Raw genomic sequence first — 16,368 nt, 5'->3', positions numbered from 1 at the left:
AAATGATTATAATTTTATTGTTTGCAAATTTGCGTGAGGAAGTTGGATCGGATCGATTAGTGATTTCAGAAAAGCAAGAAATGACAGTGCAACAATTAAAAGAATGGCTTAAAGCCAGCTATTGTTTACAATCGTTGGATAAAGTGATGGTCGCTGTTAACGAAGAGTTTGTAATGAATGAAGAGATGATAAAAGCTGGAGATATAGTCGCATTAATCCCGCCTGTTAGCGGTGGATGATAAGCTTTTTCACCAGATGAAGCGCCAAGAAAATGTTGTATATAAATTAGAATAAGAGAAGGGATGAGTTCTATGCTTACTCAAGAACAAATAATGAATGCATTAAAACATGTAGAGGATCCAGAGTTACACAAAAGTGTTGTAGAATTAAATATGGTTAGAAATATACAAATGAACGGAACAGAGGTTAAACTTGAAGTAGTACTAACAATCCAAGGTTGTCCGTTAAAAGCAAAAATTCAACAAGATATTGAAGAATCACTTCACGCAATTGGTGCCTCTAAAGTGGAGGTAACATTTGGTTCTATGACACAAGAAGAACGTACAGCTTTAACAGAGAAATTAAAGAAAAATACTAGAACAGAAACTGGTATGCCGAGCATGCTTCGCCCGGATTCAGGAGTACGTTTTATTACTGTAACGAGCGGAAAAGGCGGAGTTGGAAAATCAACGGTGACAATTAATCTTGCAACTGCACTAGCGCGTATGGGCAAAAAGGTGGGGATATTAGATGCAGATATATATGGTTTTAGTATTCCAGCTATGATGGAAACGAATAAGAAACCAACGATGATTGATCAAACGGCAATTCCAGTCATTAGTCACGGTGTTAAAATCATGTCGATGGGATTTTTTACAGAAGGAAATAACCCAGTTATGTGGCGCGGACCGATGCTAAATAAATGGATTCAAAATTTTCTTGCGAATACGCACTGGGGAGAATTAGATTATTTATTACTTGATTTACCACCAGGTACAGGAGATGTTGCGATCGATGTTGCAGCGATGATTCCGCAAGCGAAAGAAATAATTGTTACAACTCCGCACAATGTAGCTTCATTCGTTGCTTCAAGAGTCGGTGTAATGGCAAAACATACGAAGCATGAGATTTTAGGTATTGTGGAAAATATGGCTTATTATGAAGAACAAGATGGATCGAAAAATTATCTCTTCGGAAAAGGCGGCGGCGAAATGCTTGCAGAACAATTGCAAACAGAAGTAATTGCTCAAATACCTTTTGCGAAACGTGAAGAAAATAATGGTTCATCTGTATATGATGAAGATTCTCTTGTTGGAGAAGTGTTTACATCGTTAGCTGAGGATATTATTTATAGAGGATAGAGGGGGAAGTTTAGTATGGCATGTAACATTGATCATTCTATTGAAGATGTGATGAATAAGCTTGAAAGTCAAAAGAGTTTTTTATCAGAAGAGATTTTTAAAGGGTTAAAAAATTTTTTACAAGGTAATCACTCACAAGAAATATTAAATGATGTATTTCATCTTTTAAAAAAGTATGACTTAGTAAGTGAAGAAGAAAGAGAGACGAGAAATAATCAATTATTGTTGATTATAAAATAAGTATACTTTGGCTTTTGTTTTGTAACAGGAGGGGTAAATGGAATGGATATGAAAAAGATGATTGAAATGATAGAAGCAACAAAAGTGACTAAAGAAGAATTATCAATTTCTACTTTACATCAAGAGCTTGTGAAGTTATATAGTCAAAAAAATGTTGCTCATTATACCGAGTTATTAAAGTATATTTTATCATTATCCGTGCAGCTCAACCTACATCTTGTATTGAAATATTTTGGCGTGCGACCGGTTGTTGCGACAGATGAGCGTATGCAATTTCAAGAGATATTTAAATGCTTAGCTAAGAAAGATGAGAATGGGGAATGGTTTCTAAATTTTGTTTCTTTATATGTAGGGCTAATTGTAGTTCTTCGTTTTGATGAGAAAGTGATTGAGAGCAATTTTTTTGATGATATGGTAGTGGATGAATGTAATGAAATATAGGATTCTGCTCATAACATTTTTCTATATTAAATGCTTTAACTGCGATTTTAGTTGGTTATGTAAATATGAAGGTAACTAATTAAGAAAAAGGAATGAAACTAGTTGGATAAAAAGAGTTCTTCAGTTGTTTCCGTCGTTTTTTCGTGTTACCATTAAGCGAATTTTTCATAAGGAGAGAAAGCGATGAAATGGATTTATTTTCTTATTATTAACATTATAGCTTTTAGCCTTATGGGGCTTGATAAACGAAAAGCGAAGAAGAAACAGTGGAGAACGCCAGAAAGTACGTTGTTTTTATCAGCGGCAGCTGGGGGAGCAGTTGGAGCTTGGATTGGCATGTATATGTTTCATCATAAAACTCATAAAAAGAAATTTGTTTTCGGCATACCGTTACTTGTTGTAATAACGGTATGTTTATTATTCGTTGTATGAGAAATGTCGAAAGAAATGCAGATTGATTATTGGTAAAGTGAGCATGTGAGACCGTATAATGGAGAAAAAATGAGAAGAGGAGAAAAAGGAAGATGGGGAGTCAATCAGCAGAGCAAAAAAAAGGGATACTATATGCGGCTGGTGCTTACACGATGTGGGGAATCCTACCGATTTATTGGAAATGGGTTGAGGAAGTTCCAGCAGATGAAATATTAGCACACCGCATCGTTTGGGCGTTTGTTTTTATGTTACTCGTATTAGGTGTTACGAAGAGGTTTCGCCAGTTTATTGGGGAATTTGTGAATCTTTTTAAACGACCTAAATTATTAATGTCATTAACAATAGCTTCAGTCTTGATTAGTGGAAACTGGTTTGTTTACATATGGGCCGTTAATCATAATCATGTTATTGAAGCGAGTCTTGGCTATTATATTAATCCGCTTATTAGTATTTTACTTGGTACAGTCGTTTTAAAGGAAAAGTTAAACTTCTGGCAATATGTTGCAGTTGGTTTAGCTGGAGTGGGGGTTATCATTTTAACAGTACGTTTCGGGGCTATCCCGTGGGTTTCTTTATCACTTGCCCTTTCATTTGGATTATACGGATTAACGAAAAAATTGTTAAACTATGATGCGACAATTGGACTTACGATGGAAACGATGTTAGTAACGCCGTTTGCGATTATTTATCTAGTAATGACAGGAGTACATGGTTTCGGCTCATTTGGCTCTATCTCAATGTTATCGACATTACTATTAATAGGAGCGGGTATTGTTACAGCTCTACCACTTTTTTATTTTGCAAAAGGAGCCCAACTTATTCCGCTTTATATGGTAGGTTTTTTACAATATATTGCACCAACAATTAGCTTAATTTTAGGTGTATTCGTATTTGGTGAACATTTCACATCTACTCATATGATTGCATTTTTCTGTATATGGGTTGCATTATTTGTATTCTCGGTAGCGAAGACTAAGTTTTTAGTGCAGAAACAACCGAAATTTATAAAAAATAAATCAGCAAAAGTATCATAATGCGTAGTATTTTCTACGCATTTTTCTTTATACTGATACTATATAGGATTTCCATTATAGCTAGTAAGGAGCTGAGAACATGGAAACAATTTTACATAATGATCCGCTTATGGCAGCTGTAATTTCATGGTTTTTAGCACAATTAACGAAAGTAGTCTTTAAATTAGTTAAAACAGGTGAATTTGATTTTGCAAAGTTTTTTGCTTCAGGTGGGATGCCAAGTTCTCATGCTTCAACAGTTACAGCGCTTGCTACAGGAGTTGGAGTAGTGGAAGGTGTGGAAAGCTCGATGTTTGCGGTTGCTACTATTTTTGCCATTATTGTTATGTATGATGCTTCAGGAGTAAGGCTTGCAGTAAGTAAACAAGCAAAAATATTGAATGACTTTTTTCACGGTAGAGAAACAGAATATAAGAAGTTAAATGAACTTGTTGGGCATACACCGTATGAAGTAGTAGTCGGTGCTTTATTAGGAATTATTGTCGGAGTAGGGTATTGTTTATGAGCAGAACATTTTATATGTTCTGCTTTTCTTTGTTTTTATACATATTCAGCTACCTTTTTGAATATCGTTATACGGATTTCGAAAGGGTGGGTGAGTAACTTGTTATTATATGAAAAAGTGCATGAAGAAATAGCGAGAAGAACAACTGCACTTCAAACAATGCAACGGCAAGATGGTACGTGGCGGTTTTGTTTTGAAGGAGCTCCATTAACAGATTGCCATATGATTTTTTTATTAAAATTATTAGGTAGAGATAAAGAGATAGAACCGTTTGTGAAAAGATTAGCATCACTTCAAACAAATGAAGGAACATGGAAATTGTATGAAGATGAGGTGGGAGGTAATTTATCAGCTACCATTCAATCTTATGCCGCCTTACTTGCATCGGAAAAATACACAAAAGAAGATGCGAATATGAAGCGAGCGGAAATGTTTATAAATGAGCGCGGTGGGGTAGCACGTGCTCATTTTATGACGAAGTTTTTATTAGCGATTCATGGAGAATATGAATATCCTTCTCTTTTTCATTTGCCAACACCAATTATGTTTCTGCAGAATGATTCCCCTCTCAGTATATTTGAATTGAGTAGCTCAGCACGTATTCATTTAATTCCGATGATGTTGTGTTTAAATAAAAGATTTCGAGTAGGGAAAAAGTTATTGCCAAATTTAAATCACATTGCAGGCGGGGGCGGAGAATGGTTTCGAGAGGATCGGTCTCCAGTTTTTCAAACGTTAGTAAGTGACGTGAAGAAAATTATAACGTATCCACTTTCTTTGCATCATAAAGGATATGAGGAAGTAGAACGTTTTATGAAAGAGCGTATTGATGAAAATGGAACATTATATAGCTACGCAACTGCCTCGTTTTATATGATTTATGCTTTACTTGCATTAGGACATTCTATTCAATCACCAATTATTGAGAAGGCTATAATGGGAATTACATCTTATATATGGAAGGTGGAGAGAGGGAGCCATTTGCAAAACTCTCCATCAACTATATGGGATACAGCTTTACTCAGTTATGCTTTGCAAGAAGCTCAAGTTCCGAAAGCAAGTAAAGTGATTCAAAATGCATCAGCATATTTACTAAGAAAACAGCAAACGAAGAAAGTAGATTGGAGTGTACATGCACCGGATCTCTTCCCGGGTGGTTGGGGCTTTTCGGATGTGAATACGACGATTCCAGATATTGATGATACAACTGCTGTGTTAAGAGCATTGGCGCGAAGTAGAGGGAACGAACATGTAGATAATGCTTGGAAGCGAGCGGTTAATTGGGTTAAAGGATTGCAAAATAATGATGGTGGTTGGGGGGCTTTTGAAAAAGGGGTAACGAGCCGTATATTAGCAAATTTACCAATCGAAAATGCAAGTGATATGATTACAGACCCTTCTACACCAGATATTACAGGAAGAGTGTTAGAATTTTTCGGAACGTATACGCAAAATGAATTGCCCGAGAAACAAAAACAAAGTGCGATAAATTGGTTAATGAATGTACAAGAGGAAAATGGATCGTGGTATGGGAAATGGGGAATTTGTTATATATATGGTACGTGGGCAGTGTTGACTGGTTTACGGTCACTAGGAATACCATCTAGCGATCCATCATTGAAACGAGCAGCTTTATGGCTTGAACATATACAGCATGAAGATGGTGGCTGGGGAGAATCTTGCCAAAGTAGTGTAGAAAAAAGATTTGTTACTTTGCCATTTAGTACACCATCCCAAACAGCATGGGCGTTAGATGCCCTCATTTCTTACTATGATAAAGAAACGCCAGTTATTCGAAAAGGTATTTCATATTTGCTCTCCAACCCTTATATAAATGAAAAATATCCTACTGGAACAGGTTTACCAGGTGGGTTTTATATTCGTTATCATAGTTATGCTCATATATATCCGTTGCTTACTTTGGCTCATTATGCAAAAAAATATAGAAAATAAACCGAGAGATGTCTCTCGGTTTATTTTGTTGGGTAGTAGGTCCCTTTTGAAAAGAATAAGGTTGTGATGTACCTTATTTTTCGGTTGGTTGGCGCTTTTGACGTGCATCAGCGGCATTTGCACGTGCGTTTGCTTCTAAGTCATTGTGGTCAGCGAGTTCGCGAGAGAACTCAACATCAATGCCATCCGTTGCTTTGCTTTGTTTGAAATTCTTTTTATTCATTCGACACAATCTCCTTGCACTTTATCCCGCATAACGGGTAGTAAAACTCCAACCTTAAAACTCAGATGGAACAAAGAAGCTAGGTGGGAGATTAACTGCCCGTAAATGCCCGATTGGTGAGGGCTGATAATCAGTGGGGATGAACAAACTTCCCACTAATTAAAGTTTCACTTTATGCGACGTTGCAAAGTTAGTTTGACACAAATAGACTTTTTTATACAAAGAGGAGTTGGAAAGTAAAAAGCCGAAATATACAGTATAAGTAATAGAAATGGGGGATAGGAATGGAGTTTTTAAATGGGAAAACAGCTGTTGTAACAGGAGCTGCACAGGGAATTGGAAAAGAGATTGCAAGGGTTTATGCAAAGCTAGGGGCGAAAGTATTAATTAGCGATGTAAATGAAGAGAAGCTACAAAAAACGACACGTGAGTTATCAGATGAAGGATATGAAGTGTGCTCATATCGATGTGATGTGAGTAATCAAAATGAAGCAAAGTCGTTAATTGAATATGCAGTTCAAAAATTTGGTACATTACATATTTTGGTGAATAATGCTGGAATTACAAGAGACGCAATGTTACATAAAATGGAGAAATCTGCTTGGGAACAAGTATTACAAGTGAATTTAACTGGTGTTTTTTATTGTATGCAACCAGCACTTCTTTATATGAGACAACAAGGATATGGAAGAATTATTAATATTTCTTCTATAAGTAGAGAGGGGAATATTGGACAGGCAAATTATGCTGCAACGAAAGCTGGAGTTGTAGGATTAACAAAAACAGCAGCGAAAGAAGTTGGAAGTTTCGGTATTACTTGTAATGCGATTTGTCCGGGGTTTATGGATACAGATATGACCAAAACGATACCAGATAAAGTGAAAGAAAAGATGGTTGGCGCTATTCCAGTTGGTAGAATTGGAACGCCAGAAGATATTGCGAACGCAGCAGCCTTTTTAGCATCAGAATACGCATCTTATATTACAGGTGAAGTACTAAATGTGAGCGGAGGACTGCAAGTTTAAAGGAATACATAATGAAAAGAACCTGACCGGATAGGTCAGGTTCTTTTCATTAATTTAAGTTAAGCCAAACGCTCTTTACTTCTGTATAGTTATTTAATGCATAAGATCCCATTTCACGGCCAAGACCAGATTGTTTAAATCCTCCAAATGGAGATGCTGCATCAAACACGTTATAACAGTTTACCCACACTGTACCTGCACGTACTTTACTTGCAACATAGTGTGCTGTTTTAACATTTTCTGTCCACACACCAGCCGCTAAGCCGAATTGTGATTTATTTGCACGTTCAATTACTTCATCAATATCGTTAAATGGTATTGCAGAAATAACTGGACCGAAAATTTCTTCTTTTGCGATCGTCATTTCATCATTTACGTCAGCGAATACTGTAGGAGAAACGAAGTAGCCTTGATCGAATGGATTACTTCCTCCGCAAAGTACTTCAGCGCCTTCTTCAATCCCTTTTTCAATGTAGCCCATTACACGTTTTTGTTGTTCTTCAGAAACGAGAGGACCAATTGTTGTTTCAGGGTTAAGACCGACACCTTGATTTAGTTTTTTAGAATAGAGGACGAGATCAGCCATGACATTATCATACATTTTCTTCGGAACAAATAAGCGTGATCCAGCAGAGCATACTTGTCCTTGGTTAAACATAACACCAGAAAGTGCACCAGGAATCGCGCGAGATAAATCAGCATCCGGCAAGATGATATTTGGTGATTTACCGCCTAACTCAAGTGTAACGCGTTTTAATGATTCGGATGCTTGTCGCATAATTTGTTTACCGACAGGAGTAGAACCGGTAAATGCAATTTTATCAACGAGTGGATGATTAACGAGAGCTTGTCCAGCTGATTCACCGAATCCAGGTACGATATTAATAACACCTTTCGGGAATCCAGCTTCTTCAATTAATTCAGCTAAGTATAGAGCAGATAGTGGAGTTTGTTCTGCAGGTTTTAAAACGATTGTACATCCTGTAGCAAGCGCTGCTCCCATTTTCCACATTGCCATAAGAAGCGGGAAGTTCCAAGGAATAATTTGACCAACGACACCAACAGCTTCATGGCGTGTATAGTTAAAGTAATCACCGGAAACAGGAATTGTTTGACCAACGATTTTCGTAGCCCAGCCAGCGTAATAGCGCATATGCTCAATTGCAAGTGGGATGTCTGCTGCCATTGTTTCACGGATTGGCTTTCCGTTATCTAATGTTTCGAGCTGTGCAAGCTCTTCTTTATGTTCTTCCATTAAATCAGCTAACTTGTACATGAGACGGCTTCGCTCAGCAGTGCTCATACGAGACCAAGGACCTTCGTCAAAAGCCATACGAGCTGCGACTACAGCTTTATGAATATCTTCGCGACCAGCTTCAGAAACGACGGCAAGTGTTTCACCAGTTGCTGGGTTAGGTGTTTTAAATGTTTTACCGGAAGCGCTTTCAATGAAAGATCCATTCACATATAACTTTTTTGTACCTTGAAGAAACTTCTCTACCTTTTCATGAAGATTTACAGCTAGTTGACTCATTGTATAACCCCCTTGAAAATATAATGTAAACGCAGTACGAGACGGCGCTTATTCCGAAATCAAGGATGTGGAAACTAGATGGAAAGCCTCTAATTAAAATCATAATTAATAAATACTGAAAATTCAAATTTCATTTGTGTTACAATTGTAAAAAATATGTAATGTAAGAGAATCTTCTATATGATTATAAAAAATCCTGCTTGTTTTTGCTTTCTAGTAGGAAAAACTAGAAGAACAATGGTACAATAATACATCGTGAGAGGAGGGGTAAAAATGAAAGATTATCATGATGATCCACGCTTTCGAATAGCCCATAGAGAAGCGTTAATTGGTCTTGGACTTGCTATTATTAATTTTATAATTTGGTACGGATTTGCTTATGGGCTTGGTAGTAAAAATCCGAATGAATATACATATGTATTAGGTTTTCCCGCATGGTTTTTTTATAGCTGTATCGTTGGATTTATCGTTATGGTTATTTTACTTAGTTTAGTTGTTCGTTTTGTATTTCAAGATATTTCACTCGATGAGGAAGAAAAAAGTGAGGAATAATAGATGAATTGGTATGTAATCATTCCAATGATAATTTCGTTTATCGTTGTATTTTTAATTGGTGTATATGCTTCAAGACGCGTGCAAGCAACTGCTCATAATAAATTTTTGCAAGAATATTTTCTTGGTGGGCGTGAGCTAGGCGGTTTATTATTAGCGATGACAATGATTGCTACATACGGTAGTGCAAGTAGCTTTATTGGTGGCCCTGGTATTGCTTACAATATGGGTCTTGGATGGGTACTGTTATCTGCGATTCAAGTTGTAACAGGGTATATCGTTTTAACGGTTATCGGTAAAAAGTTTGCAATTATCGCTAGGAAGATGGAAGCAATTACTCTTATCGATTATTTAAAAGGGAGATACAATAATAAAGCAGTTGTTATACTTTCTGCGTTATGTATTATTATCTTTTTATTTTCAGCGACAGTAGCCCAGTGGGTCGGCGGTGGACGATTAATCGAGTCACTAACGGGGCTATCGTATACAACAGCACTATTTTTATTTACTTTTTCTGTACTTGTGTACGTATTAATTGGTGGATTTCGTGCAGTTGCTCTATCAGATACATTATTAGGAATCATTATGTTAGTTGGAACAACAATCATTTTAATTGCTACTGTCATTGCTGGTGGTGGAATTGAAAAGATTATGCAGGAACTTGTTCAAATTAATCCAAAGTTAATTACACCATTCGGAGCAGATGGCAGTTTAACGAAATCATATGTTACATCATTTTGGATTTTAATTGGAATTGGCGTTGTCGGTTTACCGCAAATTAGCGTGCGTGCCATGTCTTATAAAAATTCAAAAGCGATGCACCAAGCTTTAATAATTGGAACCGTTGTCGTTGGCACAATTATGATCGGTATGCATTTAACAGGTGTATTTGCAAGAGTAGTACTTCCAGGTATAACGGTACCAGATAAAGTAATGCCGCTACTTGCGATGGAAGTGTTGCCACCTTGGTTAGCTGGAGTTTTCTTAGCTGCACCGATGGCAGCGATTATGTCTACAGTAAACTCTTTATTATTACTTGTAAGCTCGTCAATTATTAAAGATATATACGTAAATTACATAAATAAAGATGCAGCAGACAGTACGATAAAAAAAGGAAGTTTGTGGATTACGGGTATTGTAGGACTACTCGTTTATGCAGCGGCAATTAAACCACCAGATTTTTTAATATGGCTAAATTTATTTTCTTTCGGTGGATTAGAAGCAGCATTCATTTGGCCAATCGTATTAGGGTTATATTGGAGGAAAGGAAATGCTACAGGAGCGCTTGCGTCTATTTTAGTTGGGGTAGGCTCATATATGTGTATTCATCTTTTCTATCCAAATCCGTTCGGTATACATACAGTTGTCTTCCCGATTTGTTTTGCGTTTATCGCTTACATCATTGGAAGTATGAGTGCTGTAAAAAAAACAGTATAGGTTAGCTGAAGAAACGTAGTCCTTATAAGACTGCGTTTTTTTGTGTGAATTTGTTCATTTTTTATTCTGTATATCCACGGTTATTCATAAATTAATAACAACTGAGGGGATGGAGTTGAGGTCGATGAAAAAAGTATTATTTTTAGGAGACCCAGGCATTGATGACTCTTTAGCAATTATGTATGGATTGTTGCATCCTGATATTGATATTGTTGGTGTAGTAACGGGATATGGAAATGTAACACAAGAAAAGGCGACAAGTAATGCCGCATATTTATTGCAAATGGCAGGACGGGAAGATATACCTGTTATTAATGGTGCGAAAATTCCTTTATCCGGAGATATTACGACGTATTATCCAGAAATTCATGGGACAGACGGTTTAGGGCCAATTAAACCTCCAAAAACTTTTTCACCAAATATAAAGCCTTTTTGTACATTTTTTGATCTTCTTGAAAAATATAAAGGAGAATTAATAATAGTCGATGCTGGTAGATCAACAACATTAGCGACAGCATTTATTTTAGAAAAGCCGATGATGAAGTATGTGAAAGAATATTATATAATGGGCGGTGCTTTCTTAATGCCTGGCAATGTAACACCAGTCGCAGAGGCGAATTTTCATGGTGATCCCATTGCGTCACAATTAGTTATGCAAAATGCCAAAAATGTAACATTAGTGCCACTTAACGTTACATCTGAAGCAATTATTACACCGGAAATGGTAAAATATATTACGAAACACTCTAAAACGAGTTTTAATAAGTTAATCGAGCCGATATTTACGTACTATTATAAAGCTTATAGAAAGTTAAATCCGAAAATAAAAGGAAGTCCAGTACATGACGTCGTTACAATGATGGTTGCGGCAAATCCATCCCTTTTAGATTATGTATATCGTCGTGTCGATGTAGATACAGTTGGAATTGCAAAAGGAGAGAGTATTGCTGATTTTCGGCCTCAACCTGATGCAAAAGCATTAAAAAATTGGGTGCGAATTGGTTGGTCGTTACATTATAAAAAGTTTCTTGAGGATTTTGTGAAATTTATGACGTAGACATAATAGGAGCATACAAGTTAAAATAATGGAGATGGTTATTTAAATGACCATCTCCATTATTTTGTTTTTAAATGATAAATAGAGAAGAGTTACACAATAGGAGAGGAATTTTACTTGAAAAAAACTATAGTATGCGCAGTAATTGTGGGTATTTTTGTTTTGCTAATATCGGGTAACTTTTTAGTGAAAAAAGTGTGGAGTTCAAATAATGATGATGCACAGTATATTGCATCTTTTATTGAAGAACATAAAGATGAAAAAAATAGTGCGCTTCTAGTAAAGAGAAATGATAAAGTTGTTTATTCTGTAAACCCAAATGTTGTATTGCCAGTTGCTAGTACGATGAAATTAATTGTGGCGCTTGAATATACGAAACAAGTTACTGAAGGGAAAATTGATTCTTCTAGTTTCGTGTCGATTAATGATGTGAATCGTTATTATGTGCCGAATACAGATGGTGGTGCACAAGATAGATGGCAAAAGTATTTGGAGAAGACGGGTAAGATAACTGAAGGAGCGGTTTCTTTAGAAGAAGTGGCAAAAGGAATGGTTAAGTTTAGTTCGAATGCAAATGCTGAATACTTAATGGAATTGTTAGGATTAGATAACATCAATCGAAATTTACAAAGTTTATCACTTCCTGCACATCAACCACTATTTCCAATCGTTTCATCTTTGTATATCCCGGGATATTTGCATAAAGAATTACATGTTCCAAAATATAAAATAGAGAAAAAGTTAAAAGAAATGTCTCAAGAGCAATATCGTGAATATGCGATGATTATTCATGAACGCTTAAAGAAGAAGGGACCATTATTACAGAAGGAAATTCCGCTTTATTTAGAGGAACGTTACGACAAAATTTGGTCAGATAGATTACCAGCAGCTTCTGCAAATGATTATATGGTATTACTTCAAAAGGCAAACCATAAAGGTGGCTTGACAGAGGCTGAAGAAAAAGTGTGGGCAAATATCGTTGAAACAGACATGAGTGCCAAGAAATACCGTAAAACATTCAGACATGCGGGGCAAAAGAATGGTTACACACCATGGACGGTTACAAAAGCAGTTTATGCTATGGATAAACGTGGAAACTGTACAGAAATTGTGTTTTTGGCGAATAATTTAAATGAAGACGATAGTGCAGAAATACGGAAACATTTAGCAAACTTGCATTTCCAAGTGTTGCAAAGTGATAAGTATGATGCGACTTTTATTAAATAAACTCGGTGCAGAGAGCACCGGGTTTATTTTTATGTACAAGCACTTTTTTTCTATCTCTGGGTATGATGGGTAGTAATAATTAGGTGAGAGGGGAAAAGGTGATGAAACAAAGTAAAGAAGAGTTTATAAAGAGTGAAGGCGCTGATTTCCCTGGGAAAACATATGTGGATTGTGTATTACAACATGTATTTGATTTTCAACGAAATTACTTATTGAAAGATATGTTTCAAGTGCATAAAGCACATATTACGATGCTGACGGAAGAAAATTTAATGAAAAAGGAAGAAGCTAAAGTTATATTACACGCATTAAAAAAGGTAGAGGGAATTCCAGAAGAGCAATTGCTCTATACAGAGCAGCATGAAGATCTCTTTTTTTTAGTCGAACATTTAATTTCTCAAGAAGCGAAATGCGATTTTGTAAGTAATATGCATATTGGTAGAAGTAGAAATGATATGGGCGTAACGATGTATCGCATGAGTTTAAGGCGATATGTATTACGATTAATAGAACATCATTTGTTATTGCAAGAAAGTGTACTGCAACTTGCTGCTGATCATAAGGAAACGATTATGCCAGCTTATACACATACACAACCAGCACAGCCAACAACATTTGGTCATTATACGTTAGCAATTTATGATACGATGCAAAGAGATTTAGAACGAATGAAAAAAACGTACCAGCTTTTAAATCAGTCTCCAATGGGGGCGGCTGCACTCTCTACAACAAGTTTCCCGATTAAACGAGAACGAGTTGCTCATCTACTTGGATTTACAAATGTAATTGAGAACTCATATGATGCTGTTGCTGGAGCGGATTATTTATTAGAAGTTAGCTCGCTACTTATGGTAATGATGACGAATACGAGTAGATGGATTCATGACTTTTTGTTGTTAGCAACGAAAGAATATGACGGTATTACTGTTGCAAAGTCATATGTACAAATCAGTAGTATTATGCCGCAAAAACGAAACCCGGTTTCAATTGAACATGCTCGTGCAATTACGAGTAGTGCTTTAGGAGAAGCATTTACAGTATTTCAAATGATTCATAATACACCATTTGGTGATATTGTCGATACGGAAGATGACTTGCAGCCATATTTATATAAAGGGATTGAAAAGGCAATTCGTGTTTTTTGTATGATGAATGCAGTGATCCGAACGATGAAAGTAGAAGAAGAAACGTTAAAAAGTCGTTCCTATAAACATGCAATAACGATAACGGATTTCGCCGATGTTTTAACAAAAAACTATGAAATTCCATTTCGGCATGCTCATCATGCAGCAAGTGCTATTGCAAATATGTCATTGGAGCAGAAAAAAGAACTACATGAATTACACTTCAAAGAGGTAAATATGTACTTGCAAGAACATTTTAAAATAAATTTATTAGAAAAAGAGTGGAAAGAAATTATATCGCCAGAAGCTTTTATTCAAAAAAGAAATGTATACGGTGGACCGAGTAAAAAAGAGATGGAGCGCATGATCAAAAATCGAAAAGAGTCATTTCAAAAAGAAGAAGATGTATTTGAAAAGGAAAAACAGAGAATTTTACAAGCTGAAAATGCTTTGAATACATTAGCTTTGAATATTATTGAATCGTAAAAGAGGGATTTGATGAATTAATCGCCAATACTTAATTAAACTATGAATAGAGAGAAGAGATTGTCGATGATTTAATTACATGTATATGAAGAGATTTTTCATTTTAAAGAAGATGTTACACCATTTCTAGAAAAGAATGAGCAGGAAAACAATCTCATATTAGGTGTATTACAAATGGTCCAAGAACCGATATTTATGGGGATAGCGAAACAAGGAGAAGAAATTGCGGTTGTATTTCTGCAAACAGAAGAGAAGAAACAAATCATTGTTGCAACTTCTGAAATTGCGGGAGTAACTATTGAGGAACTTGCAAAAGAATTAACGAAAGTATATCCGGATATTCCTGGATTGATCGGTAATAAGAAAATTATACAGAAATTAGCGGAAGAGATTGCCGTATTAGAAAATAAAAAAACGAATGTTGCAATGGAGCAAGGTGTGTATGAGCTGAACAGAGTAAAGAAGAAGTGTAATGCGAATGGACTTTTCCGAGCGGTAAATAATGATGAATTACCATTAATAGAACAGTGGATATATCAATTTTGTGAAGACGTAAAGCTTCCTACTACGAAAGAAGAAGCAAAACAAACTGCGTATACATTAATAACTACAAATCGACTGTTTGGTTTGGAAGTGGATGGGAAACTCGTTTCTGTAGCTGCAAAAACGAGACCAACTAAAAATAATATAACAGTCAATTTCGTATATACGCCGAAAGAAGCAAGGAAAAAAGGGTATGCATCTCATTGTGTAGCAGCACTTAGTCAACGTATGTTAGATGAAGGCTATCAGACGACTACGTTATATACTGATCTAGCGAATCCGACATCTAATAAAATTTATCAAGAAATTGGTTATGAACAAATTGCGGAATCTGTGCTCATATTTTTAGAGAAGTAAAACAAAAAGGCGTGCTATTTTAGCACGCCTTTTTGTTATTCATCAATTCTAATAACCTCGCCTTGAGGGAATTCCTCAGTTTCTAGTAAGTTACGAATAGCTTTCGCAACATATTCAGGTGATAATAGCTTTCCTTCTTCTTTTAATGCAATGAAGCGATCTAAATTTGTGAAGTCTTCTTTAGCTGTTTCACGAATTTGTGCTTGCATATTTGTATCAACAACACCGGGGGCAAAAGCGACGATTTTTACTGGATATTCTTTTTCCCATTCTTCAGTTGCTACGCATTGTGTAAACATATTTACACCAGCTTTCGTCGTACAATAAGCGCCCCATCCGAAATAAGGATTTTTTCCTGCACCAGATGAAATATTTATAACGCGTTTATCTACTTTCCATTCTTTCGTATGTTTCATAAACGTAGATGTAAGAATCATAGGTGCAAGTAAATTAATGTGAACGTTCGTAATGAATTGTTCACTTTCTGCTTTTTCAATCGGCTTCATAGGTGCAACTGTACCTGCATTATTAATTAAATGAATAGAGGATACATTGTCTTCTTTAATGGATGAAATGATTTCTTTAAAGTTAGTTTCTAAGTTATGTACATCTTGAAGATCTAAGGAATGAAAAATACAATTGCTGTTATATTGCTTTGCAAGTTTAGTAAGTTCTTTATTTTCTCTTCTAGAAATAGAGATGACAGTTGTACTTTCTTCTAACAATTGAGTGGCAATAGCCTCACCTAAACCTTGTGAAGTTCCTGTTATGATAACGTAGCGCATAGTTTTATAAACTCCTCTCGTATGTGCGGAATTTTGTTGGACAACGTACATT

18 protein-coding genes are annotated in these 16,368 nt (G+C 36.0%); 15 read left to right on the top strand and 3 right to left on the bottom strand.

The window, feature by feature from the left end:
• Positions 1-2 precede the first annotated feature (2 nt).
• From moaD to ABWK52_RS13510, 8 genes are all read left to right on the top strand, one after another.
• On the top strand, positions 3-239 hold the full coding sequence (gene moaD / locus ABWK52_RS13545) for a molybdopterin converting factor subunit 1 (protein WP_000583943.1): 237 nt from the start codon (positions 3-5) through the stop codon (positions 237-239).
• A 72-nt stretch (positions 240-311) separates the two neighbouring features.
• Positions 312-1,361: a P-loop NTPase gene (locus ABWK52_RS13540; RefSeq protein ID WP_000957509.1), complete on the top strand. Its 1,050-nt coding sequence runs from the start codon at positions 312-314 to the stop codon at positions 1,359-1,361.
• A 15-nt stretch (positions 1,362-1,376) separates the two neighbouring features.
• Positions 1,377-1,601 carry a hypothetical protein gene (locus ABWK52_RS13535; RefSeq protein WP_000752383.1) on the top strand — a complete coding sequence of 75 codons (225 nt, stop codon included), beginning with the start codon at positions 1,377-1,379 and terminating at the stop codon, positions 1,599-1,601.
• 42 nt (positions 1,602-1,643) lie between these two features.
• The gene (locus tag ABWK52_RS13530; protein ID WP_000367289.1) at positions 1,644-2,042 is read left to right on the top strand and encodes a hypothetical protein; all 399 of its coding nucleotides are present in this window, start codon (positions 1,644-1,646) and stop codon (positions 2,040-2,042) included.
• A 183-nt stretch (positions 2,043-2,225) separates the two neighbouring features.
• Positions 2,226-2,474, top strand: coding sequence for a DUF1294 domain-containing protein (locus ABWK52_RS13525; protein WP_000871346.1), 249 nt, complete (start codon positions 2,226-2,228; stop codon positions 2,472-2,474).
• A gap of 92 nt (positions 2,475-2,566) precedes the next feature.
• Positions 2,567-3,508, top strand: a complete 942-nt coding sequence (gene rarD, locus ABWK52_RS13520; RefSeq protein ID WP_000535537.1) for an EamA family transporter RarD — start codon at positions 2,567-2,569, stop codon at positions 3,506-3,508.
• 79 nt (positions 3,509-3,587) lie between these two features.
• Positions 3,588-4,013, top strand: coding sequence for a divergent PAP2 family protein (locus ABWK52_RS13515; RefSeq protein ID WP_000447820.1), 426 nt, complete (start codon positions 3,588-3,590; stop codon positions 4,011-4,013).
• Between the two features lie 99 nt (positions 4,014-4,112).
• Positions 4,113-5,966: a terpene cyclase/mutase family protein gene (locus ABWK52_RS13510; protein WP_003315873.1), complete on the top strand. Its 1,854-nt coding sequence runs from the start codon at positions 4,113-4,115 to the stop codon at positions 5,964-5,966.
• Between the two features lie 73 nt (positions 5,967-6,039).
• Here ABWK52_RS13510 and ABWK52_RS13505 read toward each other — a convergent pair whose 3' ends face one another.
• Positions 6,040-6,189, bottom strand: coding sequence for a YfhD family protein (locus ABWK52_RS13505; RefSeq protein ID WP_001035813.1), 150 nt, complete (start codon positions 6,187-6,189; stop codon positions 6,040-6,042).
• A gap of 284 nt (positions 6,190-6,473) precedes the next feature.
• On the opposite strand from ABWK52_RS13505, the gene fabG reads away from it, so the two are divergent.
• On the top strand, positions 6,474-7,214 hold the full coding sequence (gene fabG, locus ABWK52_RS13500) for a 3-oxoacyl-ACP reductase FabG (RefSeq protein WP_000395029.1): 741 nt from the start codon (positions 6,474-6,476) through the stop codon (positions 7,212-7,214).
• A 49-nt stretch (positions 7,215-7,263) separates the two neighbouring features.
• Here fabG and dhaS read toward each other — a convergent pair whose 3' ends face one another.
• Positions 7,264-8,748, bottom strand: a complete 1,485-nt coding sequence (gene dhaS / locus ABWK52_RS13495) for an aldehyde dehydrogenase DhaS (protein ID WP_000080279.1) — start codon at positions 8,746-8,748, stop codon at positions 7,264-7,266.
• Positions 8,749-9,021: 273 nt separating this feature from the next.
• Here dhaS and ABWK52_RS13490 point away from each other — a divergent pair, with 273 nt between their 5' ends.
• The 6 genes from ABWK52_RS13490 to ABWK52_RS13465 all read left to right on the top strand — a co-directional run bounded on the left by ABWK52_RS13490 (position 9,022) and on the right by ABWK52_RS13465 (position 15,531).
• The gene (locus ABWK52_RS13490) at positions 9,022-9,300 is read left to right on the top strand and encodes a YhdT family protein (protein WP_000656239.1); all 279 of its coding nucleotides are present in this window, start codon (positions 9,022-9,024) and stop codon (positions 9,298-9,300) included.
• 3 nt (positions 9,301-9,303) lie between these two features.
• Positions 9,304-10,737, top strand: a complete 1,434-nt coding sequence (gene panF, locus ABWK52_RS13485; protein ID WP_001104819.1) for a sodium/pantothenate symporter — start codon at positions 9,304-9,306, stop codon at positions 10,735-10,737.
• Positions 10,738-10,861: 124 nt separating this feature from the next.
• Positions 10,862-11,794, top strand: coding sequence for a nucleoside hydrolase (locus tag ABWK52_RS13480; protein ID WP_000756459.1), 933 nt, complete (start codon positions 10,862-10,864; stop codon positions 11,792-11,794).
• A gap of 117 nt (positions 11,795-11,911) precedes the next feature.
• Positions 11,912-13,021 (top strand): serine hydrolase, encoded by a 1,110-nt coding sequence (locus tag ABWK52_RS13475; RefSeq protein ID WP_000751366.1) that lies wholly within the window; start codon positions 11,912-11,914, stop codon positions 13,019-13,021.
• Between the two features lie 101 nt (positions 13,022-13,122).
• Complete coding sequence (gene argH / locus ABWK52_RS13470) at positions 13,123-14,631, top strand: argininosuccinate lyase (protein ID WP_000813961.1); 1,509 nt, start codon at positions 13,123-13,125, stop codon at positions 14,629-14,631.
• Between the two features lie 93 nt (positions 14,632-14,724).
• Positions 14,725-15,531, top strand: coding sequence for a GNAT family N-acetyltransferase (locus ABWK52_RS13465; RefSeq protein WP_255289051.1), 807 nt, complete (start codon positions 14,725-14,727; stop codon positions 15,529-15,531).
• A gap of 35 nt (positions 15,532-15,566) precedes the next feature.
• On the opposite strand, the gene ABWK52_RS13460 is transcribed toward ABWK52_RS13465, so the two are convergent.
• A complete protein-coding gene (locus tag ABWK52_RS13460; protein WP_098542291.1) occupies positions 15,567-16,316 on the bottom strand; it encodes a (S)-benzoin forming benzil reductase in 750 nt (249 codons plus the stop codon).
• Positions 16,317-16,368: the final 52 nt, after the last annotated feature.

Origin of the sequence: Bacillus sp. AP50 (genome assembly GCF_040492675.1) — a bacterium.
Taxonomy (GTDB): Bacteria; Bacillota; Bacilli; order Bacillales; family Bacillaceae_G; genus Bacillus_A; species Bacillus_A cereus.
Note: the sequence above shows the minus strand (reverse complement) of the source record. Positions and strands in the feature narration are given on the sequence as shown.